Origin of the sequence: Collinsella aerofaciens (assembly GCF_001404695.1) — a bacterium.
In the GTDB taxonomy this organism is placed as follows: Bacteria; Actinomycetota; Coriobacteriia; order Coriobacteriales; family Coriobacteriaceae; genus Collinsella; species Collinsella aerofaciens_E.
The window spans coordinates 1,070-21,490 of the sequence record NZ_CZAQ01000012.1; the positions used below are offsets into that span (position 1 = coordinate 1,070).

Below are 20,421 nucleotides of genomic sequence, written 5' to 3' on the forward strand. Positions count from 1 at the left end.
GCTTTGAGCCGGACATCGCCGCGCGGGCCGCCCTCTCCGCGTCCGACTCGTCGCACTTTCCCTGCCCCGGGCGCCTCCTCTGCGTCCTCGCCGGGGAGAGCGCCTCGCGCACGGGCATCCCCAGCGACGCGAGGTGCCTGGTGAGGCCCGCCCCGTAGGACGACGTCCCCTCCATCGCGACGCAGGCCGGCTCCCCGGCCGCCGCGATCGCCCCGGCGAGCGCCTCGTATCCCGCCGCGTCGGCGGGGAACTGGCGGGACAGGACCTTGCGGCCCCTCCAGTCGAGGACGCACAGCCAGTGCGAGTCGGCGTGGGTGTCGACCCCGCAGAAGACCGGCCCGCGGGCGCCGGGTGTCGATTCGGTTCTCATGTCTCGCTCCGTTCTTTCCGTGCTCGCCTGGACCGGGCAGACGGCACACTGACGGGGCGCGATAGAATGCGGTTGTTCGGGTCCGCGGTATCGCTCCATGCTCCTATTAGGTCATGCGGCGGTCTCGGCTCGCCGCGGCCCGCGCGGGACATGTCAGGAAACGAGGGCAGCCCTGTGGGCGCCAGCGGAATGTGGGGTCACCGCGCGGACCGCGTCTGATGGTGTCGACGTCAATGGTATACGGGCGCACCATCGACGTCTTCAATACAGAAAATATCAGTGCGGAGTGTTCTGAAAAGTAACACCAGGGCGGGCCCTACGTTAACTCGGCAGGGGGAGTGCGATTCCCTGATCGCTCGCTTAATCTGATAGGGAATTGTGTGAGGCCGGAGCCTTGGCTCCGGCCTCACCATATAAGGGCTCGGCAAAGCCGAGCCACCAAATTTATATCAGCTCTCAGAACATGTTTGAGAACGGTGCCTGGAGTACGTGGACGTAGGGCCGGAACGGGGTCGGCTTCCCAACGCATTCCGCAGGGGGCGGTACATTTTGTAGCGCGAAGCGCGAATCAAAATGTACCGCATGCCCGAGGACGCGTTGGGAAGCCGACCCCGTTCCGGTCCGAACATAAGCGTCTACCAGTGCATTTACAAATTCGTAAACTTTTTTCAAAAAAGTGCTTGCGCAGTTCTCGAAACATAGGTTATTATCTTCCTCGTTGAACGCGCGGGTTCAACAAAGCGAACCGCGAATCAACAACATAGCATGTCGGAGTGGCGGAATTGGCAGACGCGCTAGCTTGAGGTGCTAGTGACCGCTTTTTGGTCATGCGGGTTCAAGTCCCGCCTCCGACACCATCGCATTTGAGAAGCCTCTTCGGAGGCTTTTTTGTTACCGATAGACGGTGAGGTTCACGATGGAAACGCTTGAGCGCAATGAGTGGGCGGACGTTGCCCAATTGGTCGAGATCACGAGCGATGCTGTCATTATCTGCGAGCTCGACGGAACCATTTTGCATGTAAATAATCGCTTGCTCGACTTGATGTGCGAGGAGCGTTCCGATGTGATCAACGGGGACGTTAAAGACCTCTTGTACTCGTCGGCTTTTGAACGCGCGACAGAGCATCGGCTTCCTTTTGAGACCAATGGAACAAAGAGCGAGTTGATGCTCAAGTTAAGTGACGGATCGTTTATTCCCGTCCTGGTTTGTGCCGGCTCGGTTACGCCGCCTCGAATCTTTGGCCGCCGTGCGCCGCGCGTTCTGGTGGCACTCCATAGCATCGAAGAACAGTATTCGCACGACCGTCAGCTCAAGCGTGCGCTTTCGGAGCTTAGAGTGGCGAATAAGCGTCTCTCGGGTACATTGTCGGTCATTATGAGCACGGTGGGCTCCGATGAGCTGCCCAGTTTGTTAGATATCGTTTTGAACCAGCTTGTAGGAACGCTCGATGCTTCGGGTGCCGCTATCTATTTTTCTGAGAGCGGCGGTTTTAAGCTTCGCGGTGTCTCCAAGGAGCTGCACGACAGCTACCTGCCCGAGTTTTTGCCGTATGGCGCTGGCATTCCGACGTATGTTCTTCGCGAGTCGCGTGCCTGTCGCTTGTCGATTCAACAGGACCTTGAGGGTGATAGGGCTGCCTCCGGTATGTTCATGGACCTGGACAATCGTTCTAAGCACCTGTTGCGCGTGCAGGATATGCCTCCGTACCGCAGCGAGATCTGTCTTCCCGTTTTTTACGGTACGCAGATCCTTGGCGTGCTGGAAGTTGGTTGGAAGCGCCCTCAGGCACCGCTCGCCTATGACGTTAATGTACTCGAGGTCATTTGCGATTACCTGTCTATCCAGCTGGTCGGCATGGCATCGAGCCTTCGCTCTCGTCGCACGGCCGAGCTTGGCCGCTCGCTCAATGTCTTACGTGATGAGTTGTTTACCTTTCTAGACGATTCCGCCGCGGCTACCCAGGCTATATCGTCCGAGATTTGCAATATGCTCAACTGTCATTTTTGCCCTGTTGAGTATGACGCCAGTCTGGGCTCCTATGTCATAGATTTTGAAGGCGGCAGTCGCGTTGCTTTGCCGGACGATCCCGAGAAACTTTTCTTTTCCACGACGGCGCCAGCGGCACGTTTGGGGGTTGGCTCTGATGGCTTTGAGGCGTCTGTTTTGGGCGGCACGAGTGCCGAGGATCTTAAACACGTCCGTATAACTCGCGTTGACGAATCGATGCCTATGGGAGGCTGGCTTAGGGCGCATGGTCTGCCTTGCCAGGGTCTCTACGTCGACACCGGCATCGAGGCGGGGCGCCCGCGCTCTGAGGGTGATGGCAAACACAGCAACGACGCGATCGTTCCTGCTTCTGTTGCGAAAGGCCCGACGACGCGCGCGCTTCTGCTTCGTGACGGTAGTCAAGAGCCGATTGATGACCTTGAATATGACTACTTGGTGCACTTGGCGCATGACTTTGAACTGATCTACGAGGGCGAATCTCAAAAGCGCGAGGAGCGCCATATCGCTCAGACCCTCCAGATTGGCATGAGAAATTCGCTTGGTGACGTTCCGGGTATCGCGACCGATTCGGTATACCTTTCGGCAACGAATTCGGCGTTGGTCGGTGGCGACTTTTATACGCTCGTCCGTCTTCCCGACGATTGCGCCGTAATGATTCTGGGTGATGTGTCTGGCAAAGGAATCGAGGCGGCGTCGATGTCAGCGCTCGTCAAGACGGCGCTGACGGCCTATGCCTGGGAGGGTGCTGGGCCCGCCCGCATGGCCCGCTCGCTCAATAGCATGCTCATGGGCTTTTCGAGGGTCGAGACGTTTGTGACGGCGTTTATCGCCAAGATCGATCTTAAAGCGGGTCGCGCTACCTATTGCTCTGCGGGACATCCTCCCACTATGGTCATTAGACCGTCGTCGACGCCGCTTGGCGGCGGAGAAACCCGAGGGGGAGAAGTGGAGCTCCTTGGGTGCCAATCGGGCGTGATCGGTGCCTTTGAGAGCATGGTGTACGAGACAGGCGTGTTTACGTTCGCTCCTGGTGACATGCTATTTATGTATACCGACGGAACAATCGAAGCACGTGATCGCTCGGGTGCTTTCTTTGGCGAGCAGCGCCTTCGCGACCTTCTGCTCTCTGTCTCGGGTGAGGGCGTATCGGGAATCTGCGGTAAGGTCTTGGGCGAGCTTGACCGCTTTACCGAGTCGGCGCTGGACGATGACATCGCGCTGGTTTCCCTTGAATTTTTACGAGGTCGATCGTAGACCTCGACGCGTAACGGGCAAAATCTTCGCAGTTACAGATACGTATGCATCGAGCGAGCTCTTTTGGGGAACCATGGTCGTATGAATGAGTGGAATGACATAGCGGTTCTGACGCCACCGGGTGATGTCGACATCGCCTCGGTGTCCGTGCTGCGCCCACGGTTGGATAATCTGATCGACCGGGGCGTGCGCCGTGTTGTCATCAATTGCCAGGCCGTGGGCTTTATCGACTCGACGGGTTTGGCGTTTTTGCTTACACGTGCCAGAGAGCTCATGAGGCGAGAGGGCCTGCTTTCGCTCGTTAACGCCTCCGATGAGGTCATTCGCTTCTTGGAGATTGCCCGACTTGTCGACATCCTTCATGTTGCGGGTCCGGCGCGTGAGTCGATTCCCGCCATTCCGGTGGGAGAGTTGCCACGATGGAGCAAGAGCATCGAAGTGCGGCGAGGCATAGAGAACCTCCCGTATTATCGGCACCGTGTGGCCGAGCTTCTCGAATCGCTTCCCCTGAGGCGTGATGAACGTTATGACGTTGCATTGGCGCTGGGGGAGGCATTGGGTAACGCGTATGACCATGCGGGCGGTGTTGGCTGTATCCTGACGGTTCAGGCCTACGGGGACCGTGTTGTGCTCGAGGTGCTTGATCGGGGCGCTGGCTATTCTATCGATGGGGCGAGCGAGCCGGTGGCATCCGAGGAACGCGGACGTGGTATCAAGCTTATGCGCATGCTCGTCGATAATGTGGAGGTTACCCGTCGCACGGATGGTGCCGGCACACGCGTTCGGATGGTGAAGCTGTTTAGCTCGGCATTGGAATCGTGCGCTTAGCGCCTTGGGTTGACATGATTTCCCTGCGTGAACTTGCTTTGAGCAACTTTTTTGAAAAAAGTACTTGCGTCTTTTGGATAACTCGCGTAAATTAATAACCCGCAAGCGGACATGGCTCAGTTGGTAGAGCACAACCTTGCCAAGGTTGGGGTCGCGGGTTCGAGCCCCGTTGTCCGCTCCATTGCATTTCCGGACCGTTCTTAACGGTCCTTTTTCGGCGAAGTGGCCAAGTGGTAAGGCAGAGGCCTGCAAAGCCTTTACCCCCGGTTCGAATCCGGGCTTCGCCTCCAGGCAACATCCGGGCGCTCCGGCGCCCGTTTTGTTTTACATATGCGGACATGGCTCAGTTGGTAGAGCACAACCTTGCCAAGGTTGGGGTCGCGGGTTCGAGCCCCGTTGTCCGCTCCAAACGCAGCAGCCCGACTACCACGGTAGCCGGGCTTTTTCGTACCCATCGCATGGGCTCGAATTATTTTCAAATTATTCGAAAATAATTCTTGCATTTGCGTGGATCATCCCGTATATTAAATCCTCGCAGGCGGACATGGCTCAGTTGGTAGAGCACAACCTTGCCAAGGTTGGGGTCGCGGGTTCGAGCCCCGTTGTCCGCTCCATTTGGGCGTTTAGCTCAGGGGGAGAGCGCTTCCCTGACACGGAAGAGGTCAGAAGTTCAAATCTTCTAACGCCCACCAAATGTTCACAGTCCAGAGGCTTTGCTTCTGGACTGTTTTGCTATAAGTGCGTATGCCATCAAATTATCGACAACGGTCGCTTTATCACAGTGCAATTGCTGTCCAGCATAATCTGCCATCATTTGCCTTTTGGTTTCGTGGGGAGATGATTATTTTGATCATAACCGTGCATGTCGCCCGCGTTTCCATGGTTGACCCCTGTGCGATCGTCGATCTTGCGCGGATGGCGCCTCATTATGCCGCTCGCGCCCTAGACGATGACCTTCCGCTTTCTGCTCGTCGAGAAGCTGCCGGTGTGGGTGCGCTTCTTCGTGACGTTTTGGGTGTCTACGAGGATGCGCAGCTTGTGCGCTCTTCATTTGGCAAACCTGAACTTGCAGATGCTAATGCCCCCTCCATTTCGATTTCGCATGCCGCCGGTACGGCCGTTCTTGCTGTTTCTGAGGCCGCGCAGTTATCTGGAGGACCTATAGGCGTAGACATTGAGTCGATGGGTGAGGTGTCGCCCTTGGCGGTTAGTCGAATGGCAACCTTCGAGGAGCGTGCATGGATTGACGCTGCGGGCAATCAGCGGGAGCGTTGCCGTCGCATGTGCCGGGTATGGACACGCATCGAAGCCGTTCTCAAAGCGCAGGGGAGCGGTTTTTCGGTTGATCCCGGCAAGGACGGACTGCCCGACGACTGGAACGTTTCGTTCACCGAATACGATGGAAGCGTCATCTCGTGTGCCGCGCACTTCGTGCCCCAAATCGTCCTCAAAGAGCATATCTTTCATGTAGGATAGGGCTGATTGCCAACAGGGGAGACCGTTATGCCGCTAGATGCAAAGAACGATATCAGCGCCCGCATCGAGGATGCCGTCTTTGAGCTTATGGGGACGACACCGGTGCAGGCGATCAAGGTGACCGATGTACTGAGGCTCGCGCACACCTCGAAATCGACGTTTTACCGCTGCTATCGTTCTGTCGACGACGTTGTTAAGCGATTTGAGGACGATCTGCTCCACAATATGCAAGATATTAACGACGTTGCCCTTGAGGCGCGCTTTGGTGACGCTCAGCTCGATCCGACGCCGACGATGATCAAGCGTATGGAGATTCTACAGCGCAATCGTTCGAAGGTGCTCGCGCTCAACAGCGAAAACGGGGACCCCGTGTTCACGCATAAGGCTACGGTTTTCATGCATGAGTATTTTCGCGACCGTCTGCGCTCAACATTTTCTGACGAGACCGATTTTGACCTGTATCTGGCCTTTGCGCTCGCGGGACATCACAACCTTGTCCAGTATTGGCTCGAGGTCCGTCCCGATTTGGAAGCGCGCACCGTTGCTGCCGCGCTCAATCGCATGTTCTATGCGCCGCTGTTTGTCGACGATGCGTCACGCCACTGGCACCCACGCATCCCCGATTTTGAAAAGCCGCTCGGGTGAACGGCTGATTTTTAGGGATGAACGGTTGCGTAGGTTGCGGATTCAGAGCAATTCAGCCCTATGAATTGATTTGAGTATGGCCATTTATCTGCTATTTGGAACTCCTAGCCCCGATGTGTCCCATGTGATGGGACACATCGGGGCTTTTTGTCTCACGCGTCTCGTTTAACCCCTCGTAAACTAAAGCTACGTTCAAAAGAACCACTGCAGTAGTTCAACGTGTGACGGCACAGAAAAGCCGCGAGCGCTCTCTCACCTTCGCTCGCGGCTGGGCTGCGCCATCATTCCGTACACCTTCACATGATTAGGATGTGATATTCAGTGGTTACGCTCGGAAAGAACATGCGCAGCGTCTCGATTGTAGGCGTAGGCTGCACCCCGTTCAAGGATTTTGAGGAGCATCCCGAGACCCAGGGTATTGGCGAGGGCGAGGCGTTTGGCTATGCAGCCCTCGAGGCAATTGCCGATGCCGGTCTTGAGCCCCGCGATATCGACTTTTTCTATCACGGCAGCGCCAATCCGTATCTCGTTGGCGATTGCATTACCCCAAACATGCAGGTTGCCGATTGGTTTGGCGTTCGTGCCAAGGGCTCTGTCCATCATTCCGAGGCTTGCTGCACGGGCTATGTTGCCCTTGAGCAGGCCGTGATGGCAGTCGCCTCCGGTGCCTACGATGTTGTCCTTACGGGTGCCTGTGATTTGGCTTCGACTCTTCCCGTTGAGCATATGCCTTCCCATATTCGTCAGGACTTTACGCTCGACGTCATGATTCCCTCGCTTGATAAGATCTATGACCGCGCTTATGGTCGCCCGCTCGATGGCGCCTTTGGCGTGTCGTTCGACAACTGGATCAACGAGTATTCGATGCAGTACGACCTTACTGCCGATCAGATCGATGACGCCCTGAACGGCCTTACCAAGAGCCTTCGCCGCGGTGCCGTCCTGAACCCCCTTGCCTGGTACGAGACCACAGTCGAGGAGGACGCGAAGGCAGCTGGGTTCGATACCGCCGACGAGTATCTCAAGAGCATGTACAACCCGCGCGTTACGCAGTACCTGCGCGTCACCGGCTTTGAGAAGAAATGCGACGGTGCCGCAGCTGTTGTCGTGATGCCCACGGAGAAGGCCAAGGCCATGGGTGTCCCGTATGCACCTATCGAGGTTCTGGGCACGGGCGCCTCTGCCGTCGAGGCCGGCCTGCTTCACAACGAGCATTGGGCTACCGAGCTTGCCGCCAAGCAGGTCTACGACCTTACCGGCGTGAGCCCCGACGAGGTCGACCTATTTATGTGCAATGACTTCTTCCTGGCTTCCGAGATTGTCTCGGCTGAGGAGTGCGGCTATATTCCGCGCGGCGAGGCTTGGAAGTACGCAATCGATGGCCGCACCGCTTTTGACGGCGATAAGCCCATCAATCCGCACGGTGGCCGTTGCAACTTCGGTCACGCTCATGGCGCATCGGGCATCGCCGATATCGTCGAGGCCGTTAAACAAATGCGCGGCGTCGCCGGTGCCACCCAGATGAAGAAGGTTCCCGAGACGGCTTTCCTGCGCGGTTTTGGTGGTTCTCAGAACGTGCGCTGCCAGATCCTTCGTACCGTCGCCTAAGCGACCGCGGTTTTCGATTTCCCATAAGGAGTATTCTCATGCAACTCAAAGATATGGAGCCCGTGGTCAAGAAGTTCTACACGGGTCTTGAAGATGGCATCTATTGGGCGCGCCAGTGCCCCGAGTGCGGAGCCGTCGAGTTTCCGCCCCACCTTGCCTGCAATGCCTGCGGCTACCACAAGACCGATTGGGTCCAGGTTTCCGGTCACGGCCATCTAATCGATTTTACTCTGCCTGGTCCGCAGAACGACAAGCCCTACCTCAAAGAGTATGGCAAGTACGCCTACGGCGCCGTCGATATTGACGAGGGTTCTCAGTACACCTACGTCATCTACGGCATTACCAAGAAGAAGGCCCCCGAGATTCGCGCCAAGCTCATGGCGGGCGAGACCGTTGGCGTCCATGCCAAGGTTATCGACCGTCCGGGCTACAAAGAGCTTACGTTCGAGCTTGACGACTAGGTTTTCACCCCTGTAACAATTCGATTCCTCTCTTAGGCCACGGCGGGACCCATGTCTCCAGTCCGCCGTGGTCGCCCCTCTTTTTCGATTGAAAGGCACCATCATGAACGAAGAACTCACTCAGCAGATCTGCGATTTTGCCAAGTCCGCTTACAACTATGACGGCGATGTGACCCCCGAGACGACGTTCGAGACCCTGGGCAAGGGCTCGATGAAGATGATCGCGCTGACCTCCATGATCGAGAACGAGCTCGACGCCGAGGTTCCTGTGCGCGAGGTCATGGTCATGAAGACCATCGGCGAGCTTATCGAGCGCACTGCCGAAGAGATGGAGTAGCTGCCATGGACCTGATGCAGACCCTGCGCGAGCAGGCTGCCGCCAAGCCTATGCGCGTTGCTTTTCCCGAGGGCGAAAACGAGACCATGATGCAGGCGGTCGCAAAGATCGCTGCCGAGCATCTTGCCGAATGCGTGCTGGTCGGCGACGGCGGTAAGCTCAAGGAGCTTGCCGATGAGCGTGGCATCTCCCTTGACGGCATCGAGATTGTCGATGTGACCGACGAGGAGGCGAACGCCGCCTGCTGTGAGCGCTACCTTTCTCATCCGGATTGCAAGTTTAAGCCCAAGGGCGCTGCGCGCCGTATGACGCGTCCGCTTGAGCGCGCCCTGATTTTGCAGGTGCTCGGCGATGTCGACGTTATGTTCGCCGGTATCGATAACGCCACGGGCGATATTATCCTGGCGGGTCAGACCATCGTCGGCCTTGCCGACGGGGTGGACACCGTGAGCTCGTGCGGTATCGCCGACATTCCCAACTGGAACGGCGGCGAAGGCGGCCTTTTGGCTTTTGGCGATTCCGCCGTTTGCGTTGACCCTACGAGCGAGGAGCTTGCCTCGATCGCGATTTCGTCGAGCGAAACGGTGCGCTCACTGACCGGATGGGATATCCGTTGCGCGCTGCTTTCGCATTCGACTGACGGTTCGATGGACAATGAGCTTGTCGAAAAGGTGCGTCGTGCTCGCGAGATTGCCAACGATCGCCGTCCCGACCTGGCCATCGACGGTGAGTTCCAGTTTGATTCGGCGATTAACCCCAAGGTTGCGGCCAAGAAGGTACGTCGTGAGTCCGCTGTTGCGGGCCAAGCCAACGTGGTCATCTGGCCCGATATCAACGTGGGCAATATCGGCGTCAAGATCATCCAGAATCTGACCGGCGCCAATGCCTACGGCCCCATGCTTCAGGGCTTCAAGAAGATTGTGTGCGATTGCTCGCGCTCTGCGCCCGTCGATGAGATCGTCGGCAACGTGGTGATGAGCTGCGTGCGCGCCCAGGCGCTTAAGGAGGCTTAAGGTATGTCCGATAAAAAGACTCCCTGGCGCGTTCTGGTAATCAACCCGGGTTCCACTTCCACGAAGGTGGGCGTTTTTGAGGGCGATGAGTGCAAGCTCAGCAAGAACGTTGCGCACGATGCGAAGGACCTTGCCCAGTTCGATGGGGTTTCGGCTCAGATGCCGTATCGCTGCGATCTGATTCTTGGAGCACTGGGGGAGGCGGGCCTAAAGCTCGAGGACTTTGATGCATTTGTCGGTCGCGGCGGTGGCTTGCTTTCGCTGCCCGGTGGTACGTATGCCATCAATGAGGTCATGCTCGAGCATGCTCGCGTTGGCGCAAATGGCATTCAGCATCCGGCACAGCTGGGTCCCCAGATTGCCCATGAGTTCGCCTCAAAGACGGGAAAGCCCTCTTTTGTGGTGAATCCTCCCGATACCGACGAGCTGTGCGACCTCGCACGTATGACGGGCATTAAGGGCGTGTATCGAAACGTGCACCTGCACGCCCTTAATCTCAAAGAGACCGCCATCCGCCATGCGGCAACGCTCGGTCGCCCCTATGATGAGTGCAACTTCATCGTTTGCCATATCGGCGGCGGCATCTCTATCTCGGCTCATCTTAAGGGCAAGATGGTAGACGGCAACGACATCGTCGGCGGCGAGGGTCCCATGGCGCCGACGCGCTGCGGATCGGTTCCCGCGATCGAGGTCGCAAAGTACACTGCGGAGCACGGTCTTGATGTCGCCCGCGCCCATTGCATGAAGACCGGCGGCTTTGTCGATCTTTTGGGTACCTCCGATGCCATCGAGGTGTGCGATCGTGCCGCTGCGGGCGATAAGGCCGCAGCTCGCGCCTGGGATGCAATGATCTACCAAATCTGCAAGTGGATTGGTGAGATGGCTTGCGTGCTGAAGGGTGACGTCGACGGCATCTTGCTCGGAGGCGGCATGGTCCACAGCAAAGAGCTCGTTGCCTCGATTGAGGAGTGCTGCTCTTGGATCGCCCCCGTATCGGCTTATCCCGGCGAGTTTGAACTCGAGGCGATGGCGTCTGGCGCCTGCCGCGTGCTCGATGGCATCGAGGAAGCGCTCGTGTACAGCGGAGAGCCCGTGTTCACCGGATTCAACGACTGATAGTGCTGTGTTTGGGGCGTCCGATGGTGATGTCCGGACGCCCAGACCCTTTTTCTAAGTGTAAGGATGGATCATGGATAAAACCAAGATCAAGTACCTGGTGGGCATTTATGCTGCCGCCATGTGCATTATGGGCATGTTGGTGCCCGTCCCCATCGTGGCCTCTGTTGCGGCGGCGTTTCCCAACGAAATCATCGCTGCCGTCCAGATGATCATCGGCATCATCCCGTTGATGATGGCGCTGTCCGCCATGCTCGTCTCTTCACAGCTCGCCTCTCGCGTGTCCAAGAAGAAGACGACGCTTGTCGGTCACGTTATCGTGATGCTGGCAGGCGCCTCGGTGCTGGTGTTCCACGACTCACTCGGCCAGGTCTTAGCGGCTTCTGCTGTTATGGGCCTTGGTCTCGGCGCCGTGCAGAATTCAACAGACGCTCTTATCGCGGATTACTTTGGTGGAAAGCAGCGCTCGTTTGTCATGGGCATCTACTCCACTTTTGTTGCACTGGGCGGCATTATCTGGACGATGGTTTCCGGCATCTTGGGTTCTGCCGAGTGGTTCCACAGCTATGCGGCCTATTTCATCATGATCGTGTTTATCGTCATTGAGGCCGTCTGCCTGCCCGAGGGCCATCTGGAGCCCAAGCGTAAAGTCAACGTGTTTGCCAACATGCCCAAAGAGGTCGCAATTATCACGCTCATGAGCTTTGTGTTCGTGCTCACGTTCCAGCTCTTTAGCTCCAATGTCTCGCTGCTTGTCGTGGGTCGCGGCTTTGGCGGTACCGTGGAGGCCGGTCTTGCCTCTACCGTTATGACCGTTGCCGGTATTGCAGCTGGTCTTTTGGTCGGTCCACTGTTTGCCAAGTTTAAGAACCTGGCTATGCCGATTGCGTGGGGCGTGACGCTCGTTGGCCTGGGCCTCACGCTGGTCGCGCCCGCCTTTATGGTGCTGTGCGTTGCGGGCTTTGTCGTTGCGTTGGGCAAGGAGACATACGTGCCGCTGGAGGGCAATTTTGCCGCCGGCAACTCTGCCCCCGAGGGACGTGCGTTTAACCTCGCCATTGGCATGGCAGGCATCAACTTTGGCATGGCACTGTCTCCCATTGTGTTCGAGGCCGTGACGTCGCCGTTTGGTGCAACGATCGACCAGAAGTTCGTCGCTGGCATGATCGTGTGTGCGGCTTGTGTCGTCTTTGGCGCCATTAAGTATCGCAAACTGACTCCGGCGCAGCTCGCCGAGGCCGAAAAGATGGCCGCTCAGGGCGAAGCGGAGTAGTTGCTTTTGGCAGTTGCCGCATCGCATCTGTAGCTTTAACGGGGCCGCCGACAAATGCCGGCGGCCCTCTTTTTATCAATTGTTCTGAAAGGATTTAGGCCATGAAGCTCCCTGTCGGCCGCGTCATCGGCATTCTCAATGGCTTCTTTAACCCCTTGTTGCTCTGTGCATTTCTCCCCATTATCGAAGGGGCACCCGGTTTGGACCTGAGGAGTCCCACGGGTTTTTGGGGACAGCTCGTGGTCGCCACAGTGATCGCCGAGGTATTGAGCGCGCTTCCGCTGTTTGGAAAGACGGTTGGCATGTGCCTGGACTTTTTTGGTTTTGATCAGGGGAGTGCATCACACAAGATCGCCGGTACGGTCATCGGTGCCACGCTCCTTTTTATGGTGATCGGTTTTGGCGAGATTGCCTTCCAGGGAGGATTCGGAACGATTGAAGGCCATACGTTCTTTGCGCGCTGGGCAGGCCTTGTCACAAAGGGGTGGGCCTTCGTGGTTATCGCCGGTGTGCTGCTCGATCCCTTTACAGCGGCTCTCGGTCGCATGATAGCTCGCGAAGAGAAGAAATAGCTCCTCGCATATCGAATGCCGGCGGACGGGGCGCCGGGGCTGTAGTCTTCCGAGCGTTTGCAGTCCTGTCGCTCCGTCCGCCGGCATTCGACCGCAACATGTTGGTCAAGCATAATCTTTTGGATTCTTTTGGCGCGAGCAGCTTGGTTTTGGTGCTATTTGACGGCGGCACGATTGAGGGGGTTTCAAAACTGCTGTGCAGGTAGTTGGGTTGATAACGTTTTAGCAGCCTGCCAAGAGGTCTTCATTTATAATGCGTCTGCAAATTGACCAATTGCTTTGACCTGCTGAAACACTATATGTTGTGTTTGACCTAAAAAAAGAATACAGGATATAGATGCCTCTTTGTCGTATGATAGATGTCGGACAGAGAACGAGAACCTTATTCGCCCCATTTGGATAGATCTTTGAGCCCCTTGATTGGCTGCGAGGATTGTCCGCATGAGGGCCTATGGTTATCGAGAACACAGATTGCGCGACGGCGCCGCAAGACAGGGGCACGCCCTGCCGGGCATCGTTTGGCTCTGAAGCGCAATGAGACTACGACGCGAAAGAGGCAAGAGGATGAAGATCATCAAGCGCAGCGGCACCGAGGTTGTCTTTGACATCGATAAGATCGTCAATGCCATCCGCGCCGCAAACTTGGAGGTCGAGGAGAGCTCTCGTCTTACCGACCGCCAGGTGGTTTACGCGGCACAAAACGTCGCCGAGGCATGCGAGAACGCGGGCCACACCGTGTCGGTCGAGGAGATTCAGGATCTGGTCGAGGACGAGATCATGCGTCTCGACTGCTACGAGGTTGCCCGCCACTACATCATCTATCGCTATGTTCAGAGCCTGAAGCGCCAGAAGAACACGACCGACGACAAGATTCTGTCGCTGATCGAGTGCAACAACGAAGAGGTCAAGCAGGAGAACTCCAACAAGAACCCGACCGTCAATTCCGTTCAGCGTGACTACATGGCCGGCGAGATCTCCAAGGACCTGACTCAGCGTGTGCTGCTGCCCCAAGAGATCGTGGATGCCCATAATGAGGGCCTGATTCATTTCCACGATTCGGATTACTTTGCCCAGCACATGCACAACTGCGATCTGGTGAACCTGGAGGACATGCTCCAGAACGGCACTGTTATCTCGGGTACGCTGATTGAGAAGCCGCACAGCTTCTCGACCGCCTGCAACATCGCGACGCAGATCATCGCTCAGGTTGCTTCCTCCCAGTACGGTGGCCAGTCGATTTCGCTGACCCATCTTGCCCCGTTCGTCGAGGTGAGCCGTCAAAAGATTCGCGGCGAGGTCGCCCGCGAGCTCGAGGAGCTCGGCGTTTCCGCATCTCCCGAAAAGGTCCGCGAGGTTGTTGAGGACCGCCTGCGTGACGAGATTCGTCGCGGCGTCCAGACGATTCAGTATCAGGTCGTGACGCTTATGACCACGAACGGCCAGGCGCCGTTCGTGACGGTCTTCATGTATCTTAACGAGGCCCGTACGCCTCAGGAGAAGCACGACCTTGCCATGATCGTGGAGGAGACGCTTCGCCAGCGCTACGAGGGCGTTAAGAACGAGGCCGGCGTGTGGATTACCCCGGCATTCCCCAAGCTCATCTATGTACTCGAGGACGATAACGTTCACGAGAATTCCCCGTACTTCTACCTGACCCAGCTGGCCGCTAAGTGCACCGCCAAGCGCATGGTGCCCGACTACATCTCCGAGAAGAAGATGCGCGAGCTCAAGCTGTCGAAGGGTGAGACCGCGGGCAACGGCGACTGCTATACCTGCATGGGCTGCCGCAGCTTCCTGACGCCTGACCGCTCCGGTAACGGATTTAACAACGTGGCCAACGCGCTGAACTATGACCCGAACAAGCCCAAGTACTACGGTCGCTTTAACCAGGGCGTTGTGACCATCAACCTGCCCGATGTCGCGCTGAGCTCGCATCAGGACATGGACAAGTTCTGGAAGATCTTCGACGAGCGCCTTGAGCTATGCCACCGCGCCCTACTGTGCCGTCATGAGCGTCTGATGGGTACGCTTTCGGATGCCGCACCGATTCTTTGGCAGTACGGTGCCCTCGCCCGCCTGAAGAAGGGCGAGACGATCGACAAGCTGCTCGTGGGCGGTTACTCCACCATTAGTCTGGGTTATGCCGGCCTGTATGAGTGCGTCAAGTACATGACGGGCCACAGCCACACCGAGAAGGAGGGCACGCCCTTTGCCATGGCCGTCATGCAGCGCATGAACGACAAGTGCGCGGAGTGGAAGGCCGAAAGCGATATTGACTTCTCGCTGTACGGTACCCCGCTTGAGTCGACGACCTACAAGTTCGCCAAGTGCCTGCAGCGTCGTTTTGGCATCATCCCGGGCGTGACGGACAAGGGCTACATCACCAACAGCTACCACGTCCACGTGTCCGAGGAGATCGACGCATTCGACAAGCTCAAGTTCGAGGGTATGTTCCAGCAGCTTTCGCCGGGCGGCGCCATCTCCTACGTCGAAGTTCCCAACATGCAGGACAACCTCAAGGCTGTCATTCGCGTGATGCAGTACATCTACGACAACATCATGTACGCCGAGCTCAACACCAAGAGCGATTATTGCCAGGTGTGCGGTTACGACGGCGAGATCAAGATTGTCGAGGATGACGGCAAGCTGGTGTGGGAGTGCCCCAATTGCGGCAATCGTGACCAGGAGAAGATGAATGTCGCCCGTCGCACGTGCGGTTACATCGGTACCCAATTCTGGAACCAGGGCCGAACCGAGGAGATCCGCGACCGCGTGCTGCATCTCTAATAACCATCCCAGGCCGCCCCGTAGCGAGGCCCCGGACCTTTACTCGCTATTTCGGACAGTCCTGGCTCACGACGGAGGCGCCACTGGCGCCTCCTGTTCGTGCGGAACTCATATCGAGCAAAGGTCCGGGGCCTCGCTACGGGGCGGCCAAGTTGACGTAGCTGAGATGCAGCATGCGGTCTGCTCGCTCCTCGAAGTTCTTAGTGGAAATGAGTTGACTTGCAGCAACGCTTTGCTTGCGATGACGGTTGAGCTGCAACGAAGTATTTATTGGACCTCGAACCCTATACTCGATGTTCGCTTCGTTCATTGAGTTGCCCTTTGCATGAGGCCGGGACATATCGTCCCGCCCGCAGTTTCGCAGGCCGAAGGCCGAGAATGTTTGAGGACGGGATGATATGTCCCGGCCTCCCGGGAGAGTTACCTATGAACTACGCGAACATAAAGTATTTCGACATTGCTGATGGGGAAGGCGTTCGTACTTCTCTGTTTGTGAGTGGGTGTCGTCGTGGGTGCAAGAATTGCTTTAACTCTGTTGCGTGGGACTTTGCTGCGGGCGAGCCCTTTGATCGTGCCGTCGAGGACAAGATTATCGAGAGCCTCGATCATCCCTTTATTGACGGCCTGACGATTCTGGGCGGAGAGCCCATGGAGCCCGAGAACCAGGCGGGGCTCGTTGAGTTTGTCGAGCGTGTTCGTGCCGCTTATCCTGCGGGGTCAGGAAAGACCATTTGGTGTTTTACCGGCGACGTGCTCGAGGAGCTTATGCCGGGTGGTCGTCACCATACTGAGGTGACGGACCGTATCCTTGCCTGCCTCGACATGTTGGTGGATGGCCCGTTTGTTCAGGATCTTTATGATATCTCGTTGCGCTTTAGGGGCTCGAGTAACCAGCGCGTGATTGATATGAACGCTACGCGCGACCGCGCTGTGCGTGAGGGCGTTGCGCTTTGTGATGCGGTTGAACTTTGGCGTGATGATCCGGTCTATTCGACCCATACTATGTAGCTTGTGGTCGATGCCGAAGAGCGTGGTACCATAGTGCGAACGTGAAATCGGAAAAGTGAGGCCCAGATGGTCGATCAGGAAAAAGTCGAGGCCGCCATTAAGCTGTTGCTTGAGGGCATAGGCGAGGACCCAACTCGTGAGGGCCTGCTGGAGACCCCGGCGCGCGTTGCCCGTATGTATGGTGAAATCGCCGGCGGCATGGACCAGAGTGCCGAGGAGCACCTGTCCAAAACCTTTGCCGTCGCTTCGAACGATTTGGTTATCGAGCGCGACATTACGTTCTACTCGCTGTGCGAACATCATCTGCTGCCGTTTTATGGCAAGGCCGCCATTGGTTATATCCCTAACGGTCGGGTGGCTGGGCTTTCCAAGCTCGCCCGCACGGTTGAGGTTTATGCCCGCCGTCTTCAGCTGCAGGAGCAACTGTGCACACAGGTTGCCGATGCCCTCATGGATTATCTCGCTCCCCAGGGAGCGATTGTGTTGATGGAGGCCGAGCATATGTGCATGACGATGCGTGGCGTGCAAAAGCCCGGCACCAAGACCGTGACGCTTGCTCGCCGCGGCGTCTTTGAGACCGATCCCGCGCTCGAGGAGCGTTTCTTTAGGATGCTGGGCCGCTAACCATGAGAGTCGTCAACGACTTTACATCGAAGACCGATGAGGGGACGTCGCGTCGCGGCTTTATGGCTTCGGGCCTGGCCCCCTTTGGTGCCATGCCTCGCATTGATTACATTTGTGCCAACGGGCTGTTTCGGCGGCACCTGGGCAACATCGTACAGTTGGAATCGGGGCGCATCTTCTGCCGCCACGGTATTGACCATCTGCTCGATGTCGCTCGCATTATGTGGATCAAGAATCTCGAGGAGCAGCTCGAATTTGACCGCGAGGTCATCTACGCCACGGCACTTCTTCACGATATCGGCAAAGATGAACAGTATGAATCGGGTATATCCCATGATGTTGCAAGCGAACGCGTCGCTGATGCGATTCTCGGCGGCATGCCCGATGACGTGGCGTTTGAGCCGGCCGATGCCGCAGCCATTAAGACGGCCATTCTGGGCCATCGAAAGCTGCGCGTGAACAGCCAACCGCTTGAGCGTCTGCTCTATGCAGCCGACAAAGCGTCGCGTGCCTGCTTTGCATGCCCCGCGCGCAACGCTTGCAACTGGAGCGATGATAAAAAGAACCTGTCGATTCGCGTGTAGTTAGTTTGTGCGGTCGGGGTTCTAAACGAAGGAGACGATCGCGTTGAGTAATAAGAAACTGCCCGAGAATGCAACCAAGACTGAAGGTGCTGAGCTCGCCCGCCGTGGAAGGGGCGAAATATCCACCGCAACGGCGGTGCCTCACGTGAGCTATGACGATCTGCGCCATGCCGATCGCATTGTCATTGACGGCCTTGAGGTTTTTGCCAACCATGGCGTGTATCCCGAGGAGAATGCGCTGGGTCAGAAGTTCATCGTTTCTCTGGTGCTCTATGCCGACCTGCGCGCGGCGGGGGAGCACGATAACCTGGATGCCTCGATTGACTACGGCTCGGTGTGCCACGATGTCGATGGCTATCTGCGCGAGCATACGTTTAAGCTCATCGAGGCGGCAGCCGAGGGGACAGCCCAGATGCTGCTGCGCCGTTATCCCTCGCTGCTTGGTGTGCGCATAAAGCTCGATAAGCCGTGGGCTCCTGTTGGCCTGCCTCTGGCAAGCTGCGGCGTCGAGATCGAGCGCGTGCGCTAGTCGACGCTAGAGCTTGTTGAGGGGTGGCTGCTTGAGCCGCTGCGACAGAGCTTTATTGTTGGGGCAGTACGTGTCGAGCAGGGTGTGAAACCGCCGATTGTGGCTTGGCTCGAGCAAGTGGACAAGCTCGTGGGCGACAACCATGTCGAGGCATTCGACGGGGTAGGCGGCGAGCTCGCGCGCGATGCGAATGGCGCCGGTTTTGGGTGTGCAGGAGCCCCAGCGCGTCTTCATGCTGCGCACGGAAACGCGGGAAACGGCGACACCCATTGCGATTTCGTATGCGTGCACCATATCGCGCAGCGCCGATGTGACCTCGGACGTATAAAGCTGGTCGATGTGGGCTTGGAACTCATCGGACGTTAGGCCGTCGAGGGCCGTGCACTGCTTTGCCTGCGCGCGCCCACTTGGCTCATCGGTACCCATAAAACTTGCGAAGGTGGCCTGTTTGGGTCGCGGTGCGGGTGATGCAAAGTTGTGATCGAGTGCATCCTGTACCGTGATGGGCTTGCCCCAAAGCGCAATGATGGACGAGGGACTGAGCGGCTCTCGCGCTGTCGCCTGACGTTGCTCACGTTGGGCAAGTCGGCTGATAATCCAGGCGCTGTTGCGCTTCACAAACGCTTCGATGCGCTCGCGGCTGGTGCCGAGCGGCGCGCTGGCGTGGACCTCACCGCTCGATGTGACGCGTAGGTTAAAGTTCTTGACGCGCTTTTTGGTAACGACGACGGGGATGAGCGTTCCATCCGGTCGGGGTACGGAAATCGTAAATTGCTGCGTCAAATGTGATCCTTCAGATTGGGGACGGGTCGGCATGTCGACCGCTCGGCATGCCGACCCGCTCAAGGGATGTGAAATTAATAACGCTCAAAGAAGGCAAGCGCGTTGTCGCTGCAGAGCTTTTGCATCACGGTCTTGCCAAAATGCTTGGAGAGCATGTTCTGGAACTCGGGCATCATACTGGCATCGGAGAGGAAAGCGGGCACCGTGGCACCGTCCCAGTCGCCGCCGAGCGCGATGACGTCCTCGCCGCCCAGGTCGAGCCAGTGCTCGATATGTGCCGCTAGCTGGTCGAAGGTGACGTCTGCGGCGGTTTTGTCGGTTGCGTCGTTGGAAAGGAACTCGCTGCAGTAGTTGAGGCCGACGATGCCACCCATGTCGCGAATGGTGCGGAACTGGTCGTCGGTGAGGTTGCGCTTGACGCCGCAAACCGCACGGGAGTTGGAGTGACTGGCGACGAAGGGGCGCGTGGCGTGGGCGACAACCTCGTCAAAGCACTCGTCGTTGAGGTGAGAGACGTCGAGTACCATGCCGGCGTGCTCCATCTGCGTAAGGGCCTCGATGCCGGCGGCGGTGAGGCCGGCGTGGGTGTCGTGGCCGCTCGCGAGCGGCCCCTGCGCGTTCCAGCTGAGTGATGACATGAGTACGCCCAGGCTCTTGAGTACCTCGATCAGCGCGGGGTCCTCGGCAAAGAACGTGGCGTTTTCGATGGTGTGGATGCAGGCGGCCTTGCCGTCTTTGAGCGCAGGGCGAATGTCTGCCGCGCTGCGTACGTTGACCATGCGGTCGTGGTTAAGCATTGCCTGGCCGCTCATGTGCGCCATGATCTGCGCCTGGAAGCGCGCGGCGTGGGCGGTGGGAATCTCGTCGGGGACAAACGTGGCGAAGCACTGTGCCCACGGCGTGTTGCCGATCTTTGCGAGCGAGATGGCGCAGGCGTTGCCCTCGATGAGGTCGAAATCTTGCGGATGCGTTTCGTCGCCGGGGAAATAGCCGTCGGTACCGGCGGTAAAGCGCAGGTCGAGATCGAGCGTGGCCCAGCCGATGCGGTCAGCGGTGTCGCAGTGTAGGTCAAATACGGGATATGCCATGGTTCCTCCGGTTGCAGCGTTTCTTTGCAAACTGTCTTTGAATTGTATGACTAGGGT

At 57.6% G+C, this 20,421-nt stretch carries 19 protein-coding genes and 6 tRNA genes; 22 read left to right on the plus strand and 3 right to left on the minus strand.

Going from position 1 to position 20,421, the window contains the following annotated elements; translation table 11 throughout:
* On the minus strand, window positions 1-370 hold a 370-nt coding region (locus AQ996_RS09935), incomplete at its 3' end, for an IS110 family transposase (RefSeq protein WP_216594993.1).
* Window positions 371-1,137: 767 nt separating this feature from the next.
* Here AQ996_RS09935 and AQ996_RS04365 point away from each other — a divergent pair.
* The 22 genes from AQ996_RS04365 (at window position 1,138) to folB (ending at window position 18,493) form a co-directional block, all read left to right on the plus strand.
* A tRNA-Leu gene (locus AQ996_RS04365) sits at window positions 1,138-1,227 on the plus strand.
* 59 nt (window positions 1,228-1,286) lie between these two features.
* The gene (locus AQ996_RS04370) at window positions 1,287-3,632 is read left to right on the plus strand and encodes a SpoIIE family protein phosphatase (RefSeq protein ID WP_055251371.1); all 2,346 of its coding nucleotides are present in this window, start codon (window positions 1,287-1,289) and stop codon (window positions 3,630-3,632) included.
* A gap of 81 nt (window positions 3,633-3,713) precedes the next feature.
* Window positions 3,714-4,460: an anti-sigma factor antagonist gene (locus tag AQ996_RS04375; protein ID WP_055251373.1), complete on the plus strand. Its 747-nt coding sequence runs from the start codon at window positions 3,714-3,716 to the stop codon at window positions 4,458-4,460.
* Window positions 4,461-4,565: 105 nt separating this feature from the next.
* Window positions 4,566-4,641: transfer RNA gene (locus AQ996_RS04380), tRNA-Gly, on the plus strand.
* A gap of 35 nt (window positions 4,642-4,676) precedes the next feature.
* A tRNA-Cys gene (locus AQ996_RS04385) sits at window positions 4,677-4,750 on the plus strand.
* 42 nt (window positions 4,751-4,792) lie between these two features.
* Window positions 4,793-4,868: transfer RNA gene (locus AQ996_RS04390), tRNA-Gly, on the plus strand.
* Between the two features lie 130 nt (window positions 4,869-4,998).
* A tRNA-Gly gene (locus AQ996_RS04395) sits at window positions 4,999-5,074 on the plus strand.
* Between the two features lie 3 nt (window positions 5,075-5,077).
* A tRNA-Val gene (locus AQ996_RS04400) sits at window positions 5,078-5,152 on the plus strand.
* A gap of 145 nt (window positions 5,153-5,297) precedes the next feature.
* Complete coding sequence (locus tag AQ996_RS04405; protein WP_055251374.1) at window positions 5,298-5,936, plus strand: 4'-phosphopantetheinyl transferase family protein; 639 nt, start codon at window positions 5,298-5,300, stop codon at window positions 5,934-5,936.
* A 27-nt stretch (window positions 5,937-5,963) separates the two neighbouring features.
* On the plus strand, window positions 5,964-6,581 hold the full coding sequence (locus tag AQ996_RS04410; protein ID WP_055251376.1) for a TetR-like C-terminal domain-containing protein: 618 nt from the start codon (window positions 5,964-5,966) through the stop codon (window positions 6,579-6,581).
* Window positions 6,582-6,902: 321 nt separating this feature from the next.
* A complete protein-coding gene (locus AQ996_RS04415) occupies window positions 6,903-8,189 on the plus strand; it encodes a thiolase family protein (protein ID WP_055251377.1) in 1,287 nt (428 codons plus the stop codon).
* Window positions 8,190-8,227: 38 nt separating this feature from the next.
* Window positions 8,228-8,650: a Zn-ribbon domain-containing OB-fold protein gene (locus AQ996_RS04420; RefSeq protein ID WP_055251380.1), complete on the plus strand. Its 423-nt coding sequence runs from the start codon at window positions 8,228-8,230 to the stop codon at window positions 8,648-8,650.
* Between the two features lie 103 nt (window positions 8,651-8,753).
* Complete coding sequence (locus AQ996_RS04425) at window positions 8,754-8,987, plus strand: acyl carrier protein (RefSeq protein ID WP_055251381.1); 234 nt, start codon at window positions 8,754-8,756, stop codon at window positions 8,985-8,987.
* Window positions 8,988-8,992: 5 nt separating this feature from the next.
* Window positions 8,993-10,000 (plus strand): phosphate acyltransferase, encoded by a 1,008-nt coding sequence (locus tag AQ996_RS04430; RefSeq protein ID WP_055251383.1) that lies wholly within the window; start codon window positions 8,993-8,995, stop codon window positions 9,998-10,000.
* Between the two features lie 3 nt (window positions 10,001-10,003).
* Window positions 10,004-11,116 carry a butyrate kinase gene (gene buk, locus AQ996_RS04435; protein WP_055251385.1) on the plus strand — a complete coding sequence of 371 codons (1,113 nt, stop codon included), beginning with the start codon at window positions 10,004-10,006 and terminating at the stop codon, window positions 11,114-11,116.
* A gap of 73 nt (window positions 11,117-11,189) precedes the next feature.
* A complete protein-coding gene (locus AQ996_RS04440) occupies window positions 11,190-12,389 on the plus strand; it encodes an MFS transporter (RefSeq protein ID WP_055251388.1) in 1,200 nt (399 codons plus the stop codon).
* Between the two features lie 101 nt (window positions 12,390-12,490).
* Window positions 12,491-12,961 (plus strand): hypothetical protein, encoded by a 471-nt coding sequence (locus AQ996_RS04445; protein ID WP_055251390.1) that lies wholly within the window; start codon window positions 12,491-12,493, stop codon window positions 12,959-12,961.
* A gap of 564 nt (window positions 12,962-13,525) precedes the next feature.
* Window positions 13,526-15,748, plus strand: a complete 2,223-nt coding sequence (gene nrdD / locus AQ996_RS04450) for an anaerobic ribonucleoside-triphosphate reductase (protein ID WP_022094397.1) — start codon at window positions 13,526-13,528, stop codon at window positions 15,746-15,748.
* A gap of 426 nt (window positions 15,749-16,174) precedes the next feature.
* The gene (gene nrdG / locus AQ996_RS04455; RefSeq protein ID WP_055251392.1) at window positions 16,175-16,756 is read left to right on the plus strand and encodes an anaerobic ribonucleoside-triphosphate reductase activating protein; all 582 of its coding nucleotides are present in this window, start codon (window positions 16,175-16,177) and stop codon (window positions 16,754-16,756) included.
* Window positions 16,757-16,822: 66 nt separating this feature from the next.
* The gene (gene folE, locus AQ996_RS04460) at window positions 16,823-17,380 is read left to right on the plus strand and encodes a GTP cyclohydrolase I FolE (RefSeq protein WP_055251394.1); all 558 of its coding nucleotides are present in this window, start codon (window positions 16,823-16,825) and stop codon (window positions 17,378-17,380) included.
* 2 nt (window positions 17,381-17,382) lie between these two features.
* Entirely contained in the window at window positions 17,383-17,964 is a 582-nt protein-coding gene (locus AQ996_RS04465; RefSeq protein ID WP_172622418.1) for an HD domain-containing protein, read from the plus strand.
* Window positions 17,965-18,007: 43 nt separating this feature from the next.
* Window positions 18,008-18,493 (plus strand): dihydroneopterin aldolase, encoded by a 486-nt coding sequence (gene folB / locus AQ996_RS04470; protein WP_055251396.1) that lies wholly within the window; start codon window positions 18,008-18,010, stop codon window positions 18,491-18,493.
* A gap of 6 nt (window positions 18,494-18,499) precedes the next feature.
* Here the strand turns inward: folB and AQ996_RS04475 are convergent, their stop codons facing one another.
* Together AQ996_RS04475 and AQ996_RS04480 are read right to left on the minus strand one after the other, a co-directional pair.
* Window positions 18,500-19,276, minus strand: coding sequence for a M48 family metallopeptidase (locus AQ996_RS04475; RefSeq protein WP_055251398.1), 777 nt, complete (start codon window positions 19,274-19,276; stop codon window positions 18,500-18,502).
* 74 nt (window positions 19,277-19,350) lie between these two features.
* Window positions 19,351-20,364, minus strand: a complete 1,014-nt coding sequence (locus tag AQ996_RS04480) for a dipeptidase (protein ID WP_055251400.1) — start codon at window positions 20,362-20,364, stop codon at window positions 19,351-19,353.
* Between the last annotated feature and the right edge of the window lie 57 nt (window positions 20,365-20,421).